We start from the raw sequence: 15,644 nt of genomic DNA on the forward strand, positions 1-15,644 counted from the left end.
GAGATGGGATTTATGGATATTTCACCGTTGCACCCTTAATCCAAACGTCAGAAAAACTTATTTCGTTTGGTCTATACACAAAATAGGAAAAGACCTGACGCGAGTCAGGCCTATTTCCTTAGAATTATAGGTTGTAGTTGAAAAGCAAATTACTTCACTTCAACTTCTGCACCTGCTTCTTCAAGTTGTTTTTTCAAAGCTTCTGCTTCGTCTTTCGCAACTCCTTCTTTAACAGGTTTTGGAGCACCGTCAACTAGTTCTTTTGCTTCTTTCAGTCCAAGACCAGTAAGGTCTTTAACCAATTTCACAACAGCCAGTTTGCTTGCACCAGCAGCTTTCAAGATAACATCAAAAGATGTTTTCTCTTCAACTACAGGAGCGTCAGCACCAGCACCACCAGCAGGACCTGCCACCATCACTGCACCAGCAGCTGCAGGCTCAATACCGTACTCGTCTTTAAGAATTGTAGCCAATTCGTTCACTTCTTTAACCGTTAGGTTAACAAGCTGTTCTGCGAAAGCTTTCAAATCTGCCATTTTTATTTAGATTTTTTTGATTATACAATAAGATGATTTAAAAAGCTCCATTTTTAACTACCCGGGGAGCTAAGCCTGGCTATTTAATTAGTCTTCTTTCTCAGATAAAGTTTTGAGAATACCAGCCAATTTGTTTCCTCCGCTTTGAAGAGCGCCGATAACATTTTTAGCAGGTGATTGCAGCAATCCGATAATCTCACCGATCATTTCTTGTTTCGATTTCAGAGAGATCAGAACGTCAAGCTGGCTTTCACCAACAAAAACCGCAGTATCAACAGAAGCTCCTTTAAATTTAAGCTTGTCGCTACCTGATTTTTTCTTGAATTCCTTAATCAATTGCGCAGGTACTTTACCTGACTCCGGGTGAAACATAACTCCGGACATTCCTTTCAAAACTTCGTCAAAAGAGGAATAATCCGTATCTAATGTTTCTAGTGCTTTCTTAATCAATGTATTCTTCACAACACGATACTCGATACCACGTTCGAAGCAAAGGCCTCTCAGGGTATTTACCTCGCCAACGGACATGCCGGTTGCATTGGTAATATAGAAGTATGGAGTGCTAGCGAATTTTTGACTTAATTCGTCTATAATTACTGCTTTCTCTTCCCGTGTCATATTATAATCCTGGAATCGTGTTTTTATCAATAGTAACACCCGGGCTCATCGTGCTTGACAAGTGAATGCTCTTTACGTAAGTACCTTTTGCCGAAGATGGTTTAAGGCGAACCAAGGTATTGATAACTTCCTGAGCGTTCTGTGTAAGCTGGTCGATTCCAAATGAAACCTTTCCAACGCTTGTATGAATGATCCCTGTTTTATCAACTTTGAAATCAATCTTACCTGCTTTTACTTCTTTCACAGCTTTCGCTACATCCGGAGTTACCGTTCCTGATTTAGGATTTGGCATCAGACCGCGAGGACCCAATACTTTACCTAACCGTCCCACTTTTGCCATTACACTAGGCATTGTGATAATTACGTCAATGTCAGTCCAGCCTTGTTCTATCTTAGTGATATACTCGTCAAGACCAACAAAATCTGCTCCTGCTTCTTTCGCTTCTGCCTCCTTATCCGGAGTACACAAAACCAATACACGAACTTCTTTTCCGGTTCCGTGTGGCAATGTTACCACGCCACGTACCATCTGATCAGCTTTACGAGGATCAACGCCCAAACGGACATCGATATCCACGGAAGAATCAAATTTGGTATAAGAAATCGTCTTAAGTACGTCCGCTGCTGCCTCTAGTGAGTAAGCCTGATTTGCGTCGAATTTCGAAAGAGCTTCTTTTTGCTTTTTGGTCAGTTTTCCCATGTTCTTTGTTTCTTTGGCGTATATTTAATCTACGCTCAGTTGTTTTCTTCCCACGGGGCTTTGCCTGCTACAGTAATACCCATACTACGAGCCGTTCCCGCAATCATTTTCATAGCAGAATCAATTGTAAAGCAATTAAGATCTGGCATTTTAGTCTCAGCGATCGTACGAACCTGATCCCATGATACCGAACCTACCTTCAAACGGTTTGGCTGAGCCGAACCTGTCTTTACTTTTGATGCTTCCAGAAGCAGAATCGCGGCCGGGGGGGTCTTAATGACGAAGTCAAAAGACTTATCCTTATAGTATGTAATAACTACCGGCAATACCACACCCATTTTGTCCTGGGTACGGCCATTGAATTGCTTGCAAAACTCCATGATATTCAAACCCTTCGAACCTAATGCAGGTCCAATCGGAGGTGAAGGATTGGCTTGGCCACCTTTTACCTGTAGTTTGACGTATCCACCTATTTCTTTTGCCATTGTTTTGGAATTTGTCGGTTCATTGTTTGATTAACGGCTCACATGCAAGTGGAAGCTTACCTGCCCGCTATTCGCTCAACTATCCTTTTCTACTTGTGCGTAACTGAGTTCCACGGGTGTATTACGCCCGAATATTTTTACAACTACATTGAGTTTTTTCTTCTCATCAAATACTTCTTCAACCAGCCCGATGAATCCACTGAAAGGACCATCTACCACCTTCACAGTTTCACCTTTAATGAATGACATGCTTGGTGCTTCTTCGTGCTGCTCGGCTTCGTCAACTTTACCCAAAATCCTGTTGATTTCAGATTGGCGCAACGGCACGGGAACTTTTGAGTTTCCCTCCGCATTTCCAAGGAAGCCAATTACACCTGGAATACTGGTGATAATGTGCAACACCTCACCTTTAGATAAATCAGCCGAAATGATTATGTATCCTGGGAAAAAGTTCTTTTCCCTAACACGTTTCTTTCCGTTACGCATCTCATATATCTTTTCCGAAGGGATTAGAATCTGAGGAACGAATTCATTAAGTTTCTGCCGTGTTATTTCGTTTTCAATGTAGGACTTGATTTTTTTCTCTTGTCCGGACACTGCTCTTAATACAAACCAATTTAGACTACTCATACCATTAAGGGGTTGTGCCGCGATAATAAAATAGCCTTAGAAAGACTGATAAAACAGTTTCAGTGCATTCTCGAAGACGAAATCCATCACACCTACCACAAAGGCAAAAATGAGGGAGCCGACAAGCACTAGAGTTGTGTTGGCCTGAAGCTCATTAAAAGGAGGCCATGTTACATGTTGGGTGATTTCTTCCCAAGACGCTTTCAAAAAAGAAGTAAATTTTTCCATTTGTCCTTTTGATTATGCACGGGTGGAGAGATTCGAACTCCCATCAACGGTTTTGGAGACCGCTATTCTACCCTTGAACTACACCCGTTTATCACGCAACCATTTCTTTCGGGCTGCAAAGATACAATTTATTTACAAAAAACAAGTGCATCTCATGAAGAAATGCACTTGTTTTAGTATTCTTATTATGATTAGTCAACAATCTCTGTTACCTGACCAGCACCTACGGTACGTCCACCTTCACGAATAGCGAAACGAAGACCTTTTTCCATAGCAATCTTGTTGATCAATTTCACATCAATTGTGATGTTATCACCTGGCATTACCATTTCAACACCTGCTGGAAGGGTAATTTCACCAGTTACGTCCGTGGTACGGAAGTAGAATTGAGGACGATATTTGTTAAAGAATGGAGTGTGACGTCCACCTTCTTCTTTCGAAAGTACATAAACCTCTCCTTTGAAAGCAGCGTGAGGCTTCACAGAACCTGGCTTGCAGATTACCATTCCACGACGGATATCTTCTTTGTTAATACCACGAAGAAGAAGACCTACGTTGTCACCAGCTTCACCACGGTCAAGGATCTTACGGAACATCTCAACACCAGTTACGGTTGATTTAAGACCTTCTGCACCCATACCTAGGATATCAACAGGATCTCCTGAGTTGATCACACCACGCTCGATACGACCAGTTGCAACAGTACCACGACCAGTGATCGAGAATACGTCTTCAACAGGCATCAAGAAAGGAAGATCAGTCATACGAGGAGGAATTGGAATGTAGCTATCAACAGCATCCATCAAATCTTCGATCGTTTTAACCCATTTTTCTTCTCCATTCAAACCACCCAAAGCAGAACCTTGGATTACAGGAATGTTGTCTCCATCGTAATCGTAGAAGCTCAAAAGCTCACGGATTTCCATTTCAACAAGTTCAAGAAGTTCTGGATCATCAACCATATCCACTTTGTTCATGAATACAACAAGCTGAGGAACACCAACCTGGCGTGCCAAAAGAATGTGCTCACGAGTTTGTGGCATTGGTCCATCAGTAGCAGCAACTACGATGATAGCACCGTCCATCTGGGCAGCACCAGTAACCATGTTCTTTACATAATCCGCGTGACCTGGACAGTCAACGTGAGCATAGTGACGGTTTGCTGTCGCGTACTCAACGTGGGATGTGTTAATTGTGATACCACGCTCTTTCTCTTCAGGAGCATTATCAATTGATGAGAAATCACGTAGTACAGCTAGACCCTTTTTCGCCAACACAGTTGTGATAGCTGCAGTAAGGGTAGTTTTACCGTGGTCAACGTGCCCGATAGTACCAATATTTACGTGGGGTTTCGAGCGGTCAAACGTCTCTTTTGCCATGACTTAAGTACGCTTAAAATTAAAAGTTATTACGAATTTATTAAACACTAATGATTGATCCTGTTTAGCTTACTATACCAAGCACTTCAAAACCAATTAAACAAATACAAGGATCAAAATCTTTTTGATTACCCGCATTACTAGAGAACACTTAGTAATCTGAAAAAGGTCAGAAATGTTTGTTAAACATTTCATCGAGCCATTGAGGGGATTTGAACGGCACCGGCCGCCCGGCCCTGACCTCTTCCTTACCAAGGAAGTGCCCTACTCAACTTTTCATTCTTCCTGAGCCATTGAGGGGATTTGAACCCCTGACCTCTTCCTTACCAAGGAAGTGCTCTACCCCTGAGCTACAACGGCAAAAATTCCAAACCGTCCCTGAGCTACAACGGCGAAATATATTTTTTACAACCAAAAAGCGATTAGCGAAAAAGTTTCAGTTGAATGTTTTCGCTAATCGCTTCGATGGTGTTTTTAAATGAGCGGAAGACGAGGTTCGAACTCGCGACCTATAGCTTGGAAGGCTATCGCTCTACCAGCTGAGCTACTTCCGCATTTGTTTTTGCCTGTTCCTGACTGGTATTTCAAGAACAATATCTGGCATAAACTGTGGGGGCGGATGGATTCGAACCACCGTAGGCGTACACCAGCAGATTTACAGTCTGCCCCATTTGGCCACTCTGGTACACCCCCATTCAACATTTCAACACAACCGTGAAAACCGTTTGTTTCACTTTTTGGAGTCGCAAAATTATACCCTTTTCTTAAATTCTCAAATTCTTTTGAAAAAAAAATAAATAAAAATAGTGGCCGATCCGAAAAACATCGAATCCAGCCACTATTCGTACTTTTCAAAATTCAAAATAACCTCACGCCAAAGCTCAACATTCGAACTGACGGCCCACGGTTCGCCAGGTAAAGGTTGTTCAGATCGTAGTTAACAAACAGATCTGGGAAATTTCTGATCCCAATTTCTGCCGCTAGCCCATACCGCAGCTCTTCCAGGTAAAAATTCTTGCGTACATGGTCTTTATCCTTACTACCTTCCCTCCGCAGTTTGGTGTAGCTCCCGATCCTGTAACCTCCATACACGCCCGCACTGAGGTAAGAAATGAATGAGTGTGGAAAACTAATCGTCGGCATAAAAGACAAGTTGACGTAGGGAACCACCAGTTTGCTTTTTTTCATGTCTACTTCTTTTCCGGCATCATCTGTCACGAGCGGGAATTCGACACGGTCATCGTTTTTTGAAATAGTGTTATTGCCATCAAACATCAGGTTGTACCAGGAGAAATCCACTCCAAAATCCAGATGAAATCTCGCATTTTCACCCCGTGCCAACGTCGTGCTCGCAATGTATCCAAGGCTTATAAAACGCGACCCGAAAGGTTTGAGATCATAATCGGACTTGTTATAGCCGACTGTTGTCTCATTAGTTCCATAGGTATTAAGGCCGACAGCTATATTAAATCCCTTGCGTGGACTTGAATTTCGATTGGATCTGTAAAATCGTTTTCCTGTTCTGCGATACGTGGAGTCCGTAGTACCTTGCTCATTGACCTCAACACCTTTGGAATCAATGGTTACCCTTGTATCGCCGTCCTTGATATGAATTCCCCGAAGACCAATCCTGACATAGTCCTTTTCGTCCTTATCGTCCTTGTTTTTCAGGTAAGCATTCCCCTCAACCTCCTCTTTGAGAAAAGTAGTGTCAGTTTCCGTACTATCTAGTTTAATTTTCAGGTCCTTGAGAAGTGTATTGAGATCGTACTTCATCATCTTTTCAAGCTCCTTCCTGTTTTCAGCGTAAATGATCAGCCGGGTTTTATCGCCGAATGTTACTATGATAGAGTCTTTCTCCGAATTATCGTTGTTAATCAGACTCTTTATATTACTTGCGCCCGCGTTCACAAATGAGAGTACTAATATTATTGCGGCACCTATTTTAGTTTTCATGGCATAACAGATTATAATTTTGTTCTTTCTTTTGGGGTTTGATCTTTTCCTGATACTTTGTCTTCACGATTATGCAAACGGTCGTCTACCTTTGCTACAAGTGTTTTGGGGTTAAAGCCCACTTCCTCCCAGTCCACGCGTTCGCCCGCTCTCGCATTTTTAAGTTGACGAAATACTCTTGAAAATCTGGAATTTTTAGGTTTATCATCCAATTCACTTCCACTGGTCTCGACGGCCACAATGATGGTCCGTGTCGGCTCTGTATCCTGCTTACTTACCTGACTAACAGCTGGCTCATCAGGTAATATTTTTACTTCTTCAATTTTCGGAGCTATTGAAGGTCTTTCATAATTGGGTTCAATGTGCGTTGCAGCCTGTTTCTCTTGCAATGCAGCAACGGCTATTTCATTTTGGGTAGTCGGTATATTTTCGGGGTTTGCCTTTTCCACCTTGTGATTCTTCTCATTTCTTCCCGCAGGTGTTGCTTTCGAAATAGAATTCTCATTTGCACTTTCAACGATAACTTCCGGAAGCTCAGCAACATGCTCTTTTTCAATTTCCTTTGTCGGGGGAGTCGGCTCTTTCTTATTCATTTTTGCAACCACATTCTGATTGTTGTCCGGATGAATCAAGCCATTGGCCTCACTTCTCCAAACCAGATAACCTCCCAACATGACCACCAGGATGCTGGCTGCTGCATACCACGGCCATCCGGCATGGCGACGTTGCGTTTTATTTCCTTCCTGTATTTTGAGCCAGGCATCAGAAGAAGGTTTTCTCTCTAACTCCGCCAGCTTACGTTTGAAAAGATCATCAACAGGATGCTTTTTCATAGTCTACTTTTTTTTTAAAATCATTTTCCCAATTAGAAACCATTCTTTGTAACAGCGCCCTTGCCCGGTGCAGCTGCGACTTGGAAGTACTTTCTGTAATATTTAGCATTTGAGCGATTTCACTATGAGCATATCCCTCGATTGCGAATAAGTTAAAAACCGTTCTGTATCCTATTGGCAATCCCTCGATCAGATTCAATAACTCCTGCGCCTCCAAATTCTGGTCCGCGTACACATAGTCGGGTATATTGTTCGCCTCGTCAGACAATGTGTCTTCCAAGACCTTCTTTTGCTTTCTCAGATAGCCCAACGCCTCATTAACCATTATTCTGCGGATCCAGCCTTCAAAACTCCCGTCACTATTGAACTGCTCAATTTTCGCAAATACCTTTAAAAACCCTTCCACCATCACATCCTCAGCAGCCATATCATCACAGATGTAGCGAAAGCATAAACCCAGCATGCGAGTGCTGTATTTATCATAGACTTGCCGCTGTGCTTTCGGATCCTCCTTCCGTAGCGCTTTGACAAGCTGTGCTTCCTGGCTAAATAGTGATAAAATTCTACCCATTCTTTCTGGTGGTTTCAATAGCAAGATGCGTATTCCTGACCGTGAGGTTGCATGTTCCTAAAAAGTTTTTTCAGATTTTTTTTAGCTTTGGGCAAATATCCATTTAACAGGTAAAGCGCCCGCTTTACGTTCCCCCATGCTTGACTCTTCGGCTCCGATAGGAATTTTTGACAGTGGTATCGGCGGTATGACCGTTGCCAGCGCAGTGACAAGGCTTTTGCCGCAGGAAAACACGATTTATTTTGGTGACACTGCACACCTTCCATATGGGGACAAGTCCACAGCGGCCATTCAGGCATACTCGATTAAAATTTGCAATATGCTTTTGCAGCAAAATTGCAAGCTCATTCTAATTGCCTGTAATTCAGCTTCTGCGGCGGCCTATGAATTGGTGAAAGAGTATGTAGGCAGCAAAGCCAGGGTTATGAATGTGATCGATCCTGTCGTTGACTACATTAAGGAGCACTATGATGGCAAGACCATTGGCTTGATCGGAACAAAACAGACAGTACTTTCCAATGTTTACAAAAAGAAGGTAGACGCATTAGGCAAAAATATCAATCTGAAATCCCTTGCGACTCCATTACTCGCGCCGATGATCGAGGAAGGTTTCTTTGACAACAACATTAGTGAAAGCATTATAGCGAGCTATTTATCGGATCAGTCCATTTCATCCATTGAAGCACTCATCCTTGGCTGCACGCATTATCCACTGATTAAAAACCAGATCAGCAACTTTTACGGAGAGAAAGTAGAAATATTGGATACGTCTGAGATTGTAGCCCGATCATTGAAAGCATGGCTGGAACAACATTATCTGGTGAATGAAAAAGGGTCCGGCAAAAGACAATTCTATGTGTCAGATTACACACTTTCATTTGAACAGTCAACCAATATCTTTTTTGGCCGGCAGATTCAATTAGAGCATTATCCTTTGTGGGAATAATTTAGTCATAAATCAATGTAACGGGTCCCAGCAGGCCGGAAGGCATTGGCTCCCACTTCGAAGCATCAAACTTCTTGTAAGTAATGTCCACAATATTGATATCATAAAATTTCTTCCAGTCAGGCTTCTGCTGGTCACGGAGCCGCATATAATTAGCTGAAAGATTGGTTACTTCAATTTCCAGGATGTTATCTTTTAGTCTTAAATTCCCAATACTGAGTTGAAAAGGGATGTGCCAGGCTACTCCAATATCTTTTCCATTCAACTTCACACTAGCCACTTCCCTCACATCTCCAAGGTCAAGCTTGCACGACCCGTTTTTAAGCAAAGAGGCCGGAACATCAAATTTGATTGTATATCTGGCAGTTCCCGAAAAGTAGGACGCAGAATCTGGCAATGTTGTCCAAGATTTCAACTCCGTTGACTTTGAAGGTGCGGGAAGTGAGGGTCTTCCTTTCAAAAAAGAGAGGCTCCATTCACCCACAACTGGGTATTTCTTTTTTTTGATATCCTTGTAAGCATACTCCGAGCCATCTCCCGACTGTAAAAAACACGATTCACCAGGAGGTAACGATAGGAACACTTCCTCATATCCATCCTTCGTAGTTCTTCCATACATTAATGATGTTCCCCTTAATGGTCTGTTCCTGGAAACCATCTCCGACTTTCCAATTCTAACCCAACCTTCCTTAAAGGTATTTCCAAGATTGGCAACAAAATACAATACCCCTCGTTCGTTCTTTTTGCGAATGAATGTCAATCCCTTTTTTGATAATTCCTCCGCGATTACGCCATTTGCTTTCAGGTCTTTTTCAAGATCATTTGAAACACGAACATTGCTAGCCCCGCGTAGGTTTTCTAATTCCGTCAAAAATTCATTTTGCCTATTTGTGTGTTCAGCGTATCCGGTAACTTTCAATGGAAGCTGCTTTTCAAAAACAATCTTAGCCCCCGCCGCAGCCAATCGCTTTAACTGAGCGAGCGTTTCCTCCGGCATATAAGTACTGGCGGGAATGAGTAATGTCTTGTAGGAAGTACTACCCGAATTTAGATCACCATTCTTGTCGATTTTCAATTTGGTCAATTGCAAGTCGGATACATAGTCGAATGCATACCCTTCTTTCCACAACCATTGAGTGAGCTTCCCAAATGGCAGATCCAGAAGCCAACGATCCACGTGATGCACTTCGAGCAAATGCACATTACCCGAAGACTTCGCAGGCATCGACCAAAGATCATGGACAGGAAAATACACGAGCACATCATTGTCCGGTTTGCTATTTTGAAGAAGCTTCTGGCACCATTCTACGTATTCATTTAAGATAGAAAAGTGCTCAGCGAAATGTGAGCTCTTACCAAAGTTGGTAGAAGCATAGAATAACCACCCCGGATAAGGCTCATTTTCCGGCGAATAGGTACTTCCGTGATAAAAAATGTGATTGATACCCGCTGTAAAAAGCTCGTCAATCTGCGGCTTGATCTGCGATAACGAAACTTTGAAATGATTCGCAAGCCAGGTTCCCGTTTCTGAACTAACTAGTTTTTTTCCAGAAAAATTAGCGGCCGATGAGGCAAACTTCATTGCCAGCACGTTAGGAGTGCCAAACTGGTCGATAGAATAATCAGGATCTACTCTTAGTCCCGGTATCGGAAAACGGCTGGTTCCGAAAGACTCCGTTTCGGGGATATCAGCAGCCTCATACAAATCAAGCAAATTCCCGGGAGAGCCGTGAGCCTGATACCTGGTCAGGAAACCATGCGCAGTGCTCCATTTTGTCCAGGGTAATGCGTAACGTTCCAGTAGTAGTTCGGCAATGGTTTGATGATAATCAATTCTGACCAGAACTCCGTCCGCCTTATTGGTACTGTCCGCCAGAAGTGTCAGATTCTGTTCTAGATCGTAGCCTCTTCTTTTTTTAAACTGTTCTGCAAAATCGTCAGTCCAATTGGCTCCGTATGCTTCATAAGAATCGTTATACATTGATCTCGGCAAATCCTTTATTGTCGCGAAAGCAGAGTCAAACCTGGACAGATATTTATCCATCGCTGACGCATTGAACGGATCCAGAACAAATCCGTCACCTCCGGGGGCAGCTCGCTTCACCTTTTGCTTCGTGGGAGTGACAACCAATTTATTATTTTGAACCGTCATGTTCTTCGCCGCTGACTCTACGGAGACATTAGGTCCGCCAAATGGCCAGCCAGTACCAGTTGTCATATCTACGCCAACACCCAGCCGCTTTCCTTCTCGCACTGTATGGCCCATTACTTCCAGCCATTCTTTACTCAAAAATGAAATGGACTGTGATTCGTATCCTTTTACTCCATAAATCGGTATAATATGAACTCCTCCGATCCCAGATTTCGCAAAATATTCCAGTTGCTTGGTAATGTCAGCCTTGTTAACCGCACTACCCATCCACCACCAGAATGTCCATGGTTTGGCGGTGGAAATATCCTGTGCGCTGAGCAGAGTACATTTTAACAGAAGCAAAAAAAGTAGGATCGGCCGCATATGAAAGTTTTTGATTAAAGGCTTCAAATTGCTTTTCTACCTTGCATTTGGCATATTTCTAGCTAGCGATTGGACATAAAAAAAGCGAAACCGGCAAACGGTCTCGCTTTTCAATATGTGTTTATCCATCCTAGCTGTGAAAAGCCTGATTCACACGGGATGATATAAATTCTCTTTCTCTTTGATTTTGCTTGCTATTGCGGTACCACAGATAACCGATCACGGCAACCAGCAGATAAGGCATCACAAATAAAAACATAATGCCGGTATTCAGCCCAACTCCAACGTTGTTCCGCCCATTGCCCATTGAACTTTCAACCGATCCACGGCACATTGCACATTGAGCCCAGGTGTCAGCTCCCACCATTACGAATTGCAACATTAAACCGAATACTACTGCAAATTTTCTCATACGTAATAAGGACTGATCATCAAATAAACGATTACACCACTTATACTTACATAAAGCCAGATAGGCAAAGCCCATTTAACCGCTTTCCGATGCTGTAAAATCTGATTGGTGTAACCAAAATAAACTGCACGCAATACAAACCAAACGACCACTATCGACAACAGAATATGCGAAATCAGCAAAAAATAGTAAACAGGCCTAATCGCCCCCTCTCCACCGAAAGGTGTTGATTCGTTTGATACATGATACAAAATATAGCAAACCAAAAACACAGCTCCAAGCAAGAACGCCGCGGTCATCATTTGCCGGTGCGCAGTAAGGTTATTGTTTCGGATAAAATAGTATCCCAATAACAACAAGACCGCAGTCAGCGAATTGATCATTCCAATTACATGTGGCAAGACCTTAGTCCATTCGCCCAGGTCAATTTTTTGACGTATTCCCAGCAATACTGCTACTGCAACCGGAATCGCAATCGCAAGCACATTAATGATACGCTCGTATTTTGGTTTCTTTTCTATTGTTATTGTTGCCATAAGTTTTACTTTCCACTCGTTTTACTTTCATAATCGAGGATCTTAATTTCGGCCATCAGACGATCCGCTTCCGTTGCATCCGCACCATTGTAGTACCCTCTGACATATCCCTGCCTGTCTATCAGCACCAGACTATTTTGTTTAAATGCACTCGCCGGGTTCAAATCGAATCCCAATGCACTGGCAAAACAGGTATCGATCATTTCCTTTGAAACTTCGATCAATTTCCAGCCAGGCCTTTCTGCTCCTGCTGGCAACGCCGCTCCGTTATCAGTACCTTTTACGGCTAAGGTTACCATGTTCAGGTCACCAATATCACTTCGTAAATCAAATATTCTTTGAAGCTGGGACAATGCCAATTTACAGCTATCGTCACACACTTCCGGCAGATAATTTACAACGGTTAATCCTTTAATCTGACCTCCTGTCGTTTCTCCACAAATATTTGAGATTCTCCGAAAAAGCGTGTCTCCATTTTGAACGACAACCTTTCCTGTTAAATCCAGTTCAGGATTAAAATACCCGAGATCGTAGTGATTAGTCGCAAAAAATCTCAAAAAAGTAAAAATCAAAGCCGGAATTACTAATGTGACAATCAGTAATCCGGCCTTGGAAAAATTCTTCATGTATACTTCTTAATCGAAAATAGCTTTGAAAATCGCATTGCCTTCGAGCATCAATGCAAGTATCAACCACGCGACAAAGATGACCGGTACCAGAATGGACCAGATCAATGACTTGGTTTCATGCTTTAAGTGCATAAACTCACCGACAATATAAAATGCCTTCACGATTGTCATTACTATGAAAATTGTAATTTTCAAGATACCGTGAGGAACTGTAAAAGCGATCACGAATTCAAGAGTCGTAAGGATCAACAGGATCCAAAACGTTTTCCATATTGCTTTGCGTTGCTCCGCTCCTGCATTAGGATCTTGATTGTGAACATGATGTACTTCTGCCATTTTACTTAAAGATTAATATTGTTCAGTAACTTAAACCAGATAAAAGAATGTAAAAACGAACACCCACACCAAATCCACAAAGTGCCAGTAAAGCCCTACTTTTTCTACCATTTCGTAGCTTCCTCTTTTATCGTAAAAACCGGTTGCCGAGCGAAAGAAAATAAGGATATTTAATATCACACCACTAAAAACGTGGGTTCCGTGGAAGCCGGTGATAAAGAAGAAGAAGTCGGCAAATGCAGGAGGGCCATATTGGTTTTCCGTCAGATTCGCTCCAAATATTGTCTTTTCAATCCAGGTACCGTTTTCAATTACCTTCATCACACTACCCGCGTCTGTTCCGTGGATAAAGTGAGACCATTCCCAAGCCTGGCATCCAAGGAAAGTAAATCCTCCCAATATCGTCCAAAGCATATATTTCTCAACATTCGCGCGGTCCAGCCGGTGACCCGCTTCCACAGCAAGTACCATTGTAACGCTACTCGCGATCAGAATGAATGTCATGATACCAACAAAAACCAATGGCAGGGACACTCCGTGCAGGAATGGTACCGACTCATATACCCTTTCAGGAACAGGCCAGTACATATTTGAAAATGTAAAATCCGCGTGCTTTCCGGTGAATGCAGGGAAACTAAACCGGGCTGTGCCATATGCCACCAGCAGGGCGGAGAAAGTAAACGTATCTGAGATGAGAAAAAACCACATCATCAGTTTTCCGTAACTCGCTTTCATAGGCTCAATACCCCCCATCCACATTTTGGGTTCTACCGCGCCAGGTGTTGTTACATTTGCAGCCATTGATAAAAAATATTAATTAAAGGTCAATAAAAAAACAAAAAGGTATAACCAGAGTATATCTAAAAAGTGCCAGTAGGTAGCACAGATTTGAATTCTTCTCAAATTCTTGGCGTGGACCTTCAAACGAAAAGCAGAAGCCAATGCCAATAGTAAAACAATTAGTCCGCTAATGATATGAAAACCGTGCAGACCGGTAAATACATAAAAGAATGAGCCTGACGGATTTCCAACAAAATACACATTCATTGCTACCAGCTGTTTCCACCCTTCAAACTGCATCCACAAGAAAATCAGGCCTAGTACAAAAGTAATAGAAATTGCTATTTTCAATTGTTTGAACTGATCTTTTTTTGCCGAAAAGTAAGCCCATTGCATAGCCAGACTGCTGATTAATAATACCGCTGTACTGTACCAGAAAATCTTCGGCATTTCAAATTCAAGCCAGTTTCCTTCCGCCCTGCGAACTAGATAAGCACTGGTTTGAGACGCAAAAAGCATAATGATACTCACCAGAAACAGCCAAAGAATAAACTTCTTTGGATCCATTGCCAATGTTTCCCGTGGCCCTTTTTCTATTTTATATTCTTGAACATTCTCCATTTCACCTAATATTTCAATTTCACAATTTATCCAAAAGGAATGCTATCTGCACAATCGGTAAATATATAAATGATCCAAACATCAATTGACGGGCGGTTTTATCAGTACAAGTTCTCATTAAATGAAAGGTTTGTGCCAAAAACAATACCCCAAAAATCGTCGCAATAAACGCTGAATTGATTCCCGTCATCCCCAACTTATACGGCAACCAGCCGATAGGCAGCAGAAACAATGTATAAATCATGATCTGCAAAGTCGTATCAGAATCCTTCAAGCCATTAGCGGGTAAAAGCTTAAAACCTGCTCTTTTGTAGTCTTCGTCCAAAACCCAGGCAATGGCCCAAAAATGCGGGAATTGCCAGAAAAACTGAATCGCAAACAAAATTCCCGGTTCCAGACCGAAATGATTTGTTGCTGCAACCCATCCGATCATTGGAGGAAATGCTCCTGGAAAAGCTCCTACAAATACTGCAATCGGTCCGACTCTTTTCAGGGGAGTATAAACAAAACCGTAAAGTACCAGCGAAAGCAACGAAATTAGTCCGGTGCTCAGATTGAATACCATTACAAAGATCACCAATGACGAAACACCCAGAAAAACAGCCCACAAAGCAGCCTGTTCGCTGGTAATTCTGCCGCTCGGCAATGGCCGGGAAGCAGTTCTTTTCATTAATTTGTCAAAATCCTTTTCCAGGATCTGATTGATAATGTTTGCTGCGCCGGTTATACCAATTGATGCAATTATAAAAAGAATAAGGTCCGCCGTCTTAACATTATCAGAGCCCAGGCAATAACCCATTGCACCAGAAAACGCAATCAGCGAAGCCAATCTGAATTTTAGCAATTCAAATAAAACTCCCAGTCTCTCTCTGATCCTGCCAATTCCTCCTACTCCTTCTTCCGCTGAAATCATTTTACTCAACTATTTACTTC

The 15,644-nt window shown here is 42.4% G+C and carries 19 protein-coding genes and 4 tRNA genes; 1 reads left to right on the forward strand and 22 read right to left on the reverse strand.

Going from position 1 to position 15,644, the window contains the following annotated elements; all coding sequences use genetic code 11:
• Positions 1–149: 149 nt before the first annotated feature.
• The 14 genes from rplL to ON006_RS23200 form a co-directional block, all read right to left on the reverse strand.
• Positions 150–536 (reverse strand): 50S ribosomal protein L7/L12, encoded by a 387-nt coding sequence (rplL, locus tag ON006_RS23135; RefSeq protein ID WP_149240891.1) that lies wholly within the window; start codon positions 534–536, stop codon positions 150–152.
• A gap of 87 nt (positions 537–623) precedes the next feature.
• Positions 624–1,154, reverse strand: a complete 531-nt coding sequence (gene rplJ, locus ON006_RS23140) for a 50S ribosomal protein L10 (protein ID WP_244822401.1) — start codon at positions 1,152–1,154, stop codon at positions 624–626.
• Position 1,155: 1 nt separating this feature from the next.
• On the reverse strand, positions 1,156–1,854 hold the full coding sequence (rplA, locus tag ON006_RS23145) for a 50S ribosomal protein L1 (protein WP_244822402.1): 699 nt from the start codon (positions 1,852–1,854) through the stop codon (positions 1,156–1,158).
• A 35-nt stretch (positions 1,855–1,889) separates the two neighbouring features.
• Positions 1,890–2,339, reverse strand: coding sequence for a 50S ribosomal protein L11 (gene rplK, locus ON006_RS23150; protein WP_026631777.1), 450 nt, complete (start codon positions 2,337–2,339; stop codon positions 1,890–1,892).
• A gap of 75 nt (positions 2,340–2,414) precedes the next feature.
• Positions 2,415–2,969, reverse strand: a complete 555-nt coding sequence (gene nusG / locus ON006_RS23155; protein WP_015812908.1) for a transcription termination/antitermination protein NusG — start codon at positions 2,967–2,969, stop codon at positions 2,415–2,417.
• A gap of 36 nt (positions 2,970–3,005) precedes the next feature.
• A complete protein-coding gene (gene secE, locus ON006_RS23160) occupies positions 3,006–3,197 on the reverse strand; it encodes a preprotein translocase subunit SecE (RefSeq protein WP_031528323.1) in 192 nt (63 codons plus the stop codon).
• Positions 3,198–3,214: 17 nt separating this feature from the next.
• Positions 3,215–3,285: transfer RNA gene (locus tag ON006_RS23165), tRNA-Trp, on the reverse strand.
• Between the two features lie 103 nt (positions 3,286–3,388).
• Positions 3,389–4,576 (reverse strand): elongation factor Tu, encoded by a 1,188-nt coding sequence (gene tuf / locus ON006_RS23170; RefSeq protein ID WP_244822403.1) that lies wholly within the window; start codon positions 4,574–4,576, stop codon positions 3,389–3,391.
• 288 nt (positions 4,577–4,864) lie between these two features.
• Positions 4,865–4,936 (reverse strand) — tRNA-Thr (locus ON006_RS23175).
• A gap of 121 nt (positions 4,937–5,057) precedes the next feature.
• Positions 5,058–5,130: transfer RNA gene (locus ON006_RS23180), tRNA-Gly, on the reverse strand.
• A gap of 56 nt (positions 5,131–5,186) precedes the next feature.
• Positions 5,187–5,269, reverse strand: a tRNA-Tyr gene (locus ON006_RS23185).
• Between the two features lie 165 nt (positions 5,270–5,434).
• Entirely contained in the window at positions 5,435–6,532 is a 1,098-nt protein-coding gene (locus ON006_RS23190; protein WP_244822404.1) for a hypothetical protein, read from the reverse strand.
• A gap of 11 nt (positions 6,533–6,543) precedes the next feature.
• Positions 6,544–7,365 carry a hypothetical protein gene (locus tag ON006_RS23195; protein WP_244822405.1) on the reverse strand — a complete coding sequence of 274 codons (822 nt, stop codon included), beginning with the start codon at positions 7,363–7,365 and terminating at the stop codon, positions 6,544–6,546.
• Positions 7,346–7,936: an RNA polymerase sigma factor gene (locus tag ON006_RS23200; RefSeq protein WP_244822406.1), complete on the reverse strand. Its 591-nt coding sequence runs from the start codon at positions 7,934–7,936 to the stop codon at positions 7,346–7,348. Before ON006_RS23200 ends, ON006_RS23195 begins: the two co-directional genes overlap by 20 nt.
• A 136-nt stretch (positions 7,937–8,072) precedes the next feature.
• On the opposite strand from ON006_RS23200, the gene murI reads away from it, so the two are divergent.
• Positions 8,073–8,882 (forward strand): glutamate racemase, encoded by an 810-nt coding sequence (murI, locus tag ON006_RS23205; protein WP_244822407.1) that lies wholly within the window; start codon positions 8,073–8,075, stop codon positions 8,880–8,882.
• Position 8,883: 1 nt separating this feature from the next.
• Here murI and ON006_RS23210 read toward each other — a convergent pair whose 3' ends face one another.
• The 8 genes from ON006_RS23210 to cyoE all read right to left on the reverse strand — a co-directional run bounded on the left by ON006_RS23210 (position 8,884) and on the right by cyoE (position 15,624).
• On the reverse strand, positions 8,884–11,397 hold the full coding sequence (locus ON006_RS23210) for a glycosyl hydrolase (protein ID WP_244822408.1): 2,514 nt from the start codon (positions 11,395–11,397) through the stop codon (positions 8,884–8,886).
• A gap of 130 nt (positions 11,398–11,527) precedes the next feature.
• Positions 11,528–11,809 carry a CAMCR motif-containing small membrane protein gene (locus ON006_RS23215; protein WP_244822409.1) on the reverse strand — a complete coding sequence of 94 codons (282 nt, stop codon included), beginning with the start codon at positions 11,807–11,809 and terminating at the stop codon, positions 11,528–11,530.
• A complete protein-coding gene (locus ON006_RS23220; RefSeq protein WP_244822410.1) occupies positions 11,806–12,345 on the reverse strand; it encodes a DUF420 domain-containing protein in 540 nt (179 codons plus the stop codon). The genes ON006_RS23215 and ON006_RS23220 overlap by 4 nt, the downstream gene beginning before the upstream one ends.
• A gap of 5 nt (positions 12,346–12,350) precedes the next feature.
• On the reverse strand, positions 12,351–12,971 hold the full coding sequence (locus ON006_RS23225; RefSeq protein WP_244822411.1) for a hypothetical protein: 621 nt from the start codon (positions 12,969–12,971) through the stop codon (positions 12,351–12,353).
• Between the two features lie 9 nt (positions 12,972–12,980).
• Positions 12,981–13,310, reverse strand: a complete 330-nt coding sequence (locus tag ON006_RS23230; RefSeq protein WP_244822412.1) for a cytochrome C oxidase subunit IV family protein — start codon at positions 13,308–13,310, stop codon at positions 12,981–12,983.
• Positions 13,311–13,340: 30 nt separating this feature from the next.
• Positions 13,341–14,111 carry a cytochrome c oxidase subunit 3 gene (locus ON006_RS23235; RefSeq protein WP_244822413.1) on the reverse strand — a complete coding sequence of 257 codons (771 nt, stop codon included), beginning with the start codon at positions 14,109–14,111 and terminating at the stop codon, positions 13,341–13,343.
• A gap of 12 nt (positions 14,112–14,123) precedes the next feature.
• On the reverse strand, positions 14,124–14,711 hold the full coding sequence (locus ON006_RS23240; RefSeq protein ID WP_244822414.1) for a cytochrome c oxidase subunit 3: 588 nt from the start codon (positions 14,709–14,711) through the stop codon (positions 14,124–14,126).
• Between the two features lie 19 nt (positions 14,712–14,730).
• Positions 14,731–15,624 carry a heme o synthase gene (gene cyoE, locus ON006_RS23245; RefSeq protein WP_244822415.1) on the reverse strand — a complete coding sequence of 298 codons (894 nt, stop codon included), beginning with the start codon at positions 15,622–15,624 and terminating at the stop codon, positions 14,731–14,733.
• Positions 15,625–15,644 lie beyond the last annotated feature (20 nt).

Source organism: Dyadobacter pollutisoli (assembly GCF_026625565.1).
Classification (GTDB): Bacteria; Bacteroidota; Bacteroidia; order Cytophagales; family Spirosomataceae; genus Dyadobacter; species Dyadobacter pollutisoli.

Coding starts and splice junctions, on each gene's coding strand:
- rplL (WP_149240891.1), bottom strand. CDS start 536: ATGGCAGATTTGAAAGCTTTCGCAGAACAGCTTGTTAACCTAACGGTT.
- rplJ (WP_244822401.1), bottom strand. CDS start 1,154: ATGACACGGGAAGAGAAAGCAGTAATTATAGACGAATTAAGTCAAAAA.
- rplA (WP_244822402.1), bottom strand. CDS start 1,854: ATGGGAAAACTGACCAAAAAGCAAAAAGAAGCTCTTTCGAAATTCGAC.
- rplK (WP_026631777.1), bottom strand. CDS start 2,339: ATGGCAAAAGAAATAGGTGGATACGTCAAACTACAGGTAAAAGGTGGC.
- nusG (WP_015812908.1), bottom strand. CDS start 2,969: ATGAGTAGTCTAAATTGGTTTGTATTAAGAGCAGTGTCCGGACAAGAG.
- secE (WP_031528323.1), bottom strand. CDS start 3,197: ATGGAAAAATTTACTTCTTTTTTGAAAGCGTCTTGGGAAGAAATCACC.
- tuf (WP_244822403.1), bottom strand. CDS start 4,576: ATGGCAAAAGAGACGTTTGACCGCTCGAAACCCCACGTAAATATTGGT.
- ON006_RS23190 (WP_244822404.1), bottom strand. CDS start 6,532: ATGAAAACTAAAATAGGTGCCGCAATAATATTAGTACTCTCATTTGTG.
- ON006_RS23195 (WP_244822405.1), bottom strand. CDS start 7,365: ATGAAAAAGCATCCTGTTGATGATCTTTTCAAACGTAAGCTGGCGGAG.
- ON006_RS23200 (WP_244822406.1), bottom strand. CDS start 7,936: ATGGGTAGAATTTTATCACTATTTAGCCAGGAAGCACAGCTTGTCAAA.
- murI (WP_244822407.1), top strand. CDS start 8,073: ATGCTTGACTCTTCGGCTCCGATAGGAATTTTTGACAGTGGTATCGGC.
- ON006_RS23210 (WP_244822408.1), bottom strand. CDS start 11,397: ATGCGGCCGATCCTACTTTTTTTGCTTCTGTTAAAATGTACTCTGCTC.
- ON006_RS23215 (WP_244822409.1), bottom strand. CDS start 11,809: ATGAGAAAATTTGCAGTAGTATTCGGTTTAATGTTGCAATTCGTAATG.
- ON006_RS23220 (WP_244822410.1), bottom strand. CDS start 12,345: ATGGCAACAATAACAATAGAAAAGAAACCAAAATACGAGCGTATCATT.
- ON006_RS23225 (WP_244822411.1), bottom strand. CDS start 12,971: ATGAAGAATTTTTCCAAGGCCGGATTACTGATTGTCACATTAGTAATT.
- ON006_RS23230 (WP_244822412.1), bottom strand. CDS start 13,310: ATGGCAGAAGTACATCATGTTCACAATCAAGATCCTAATGCAGGAGCG.
- ON006_RS23235 (WP_244822413.1), bottom strand. CDS start 14,111: ATGGCTGCAAATGTAACAACACCTGGCGCGGTAGAACCCAAAATGTGG.
- ON006_RS23240 (WP_244822414.1), bottom strand. CDS start 14,711: ATGGAGAATGTTCAAGAATATAAAATAGAAAAAGGGCCACGGGAAACA.
- cyoE (WP_244822415.1), bottom strand. CDS start 15,624: ATGATTTCAGCGGAAGAAGGAGTAGGAGGAATTGGCAGGATCAGAGAG.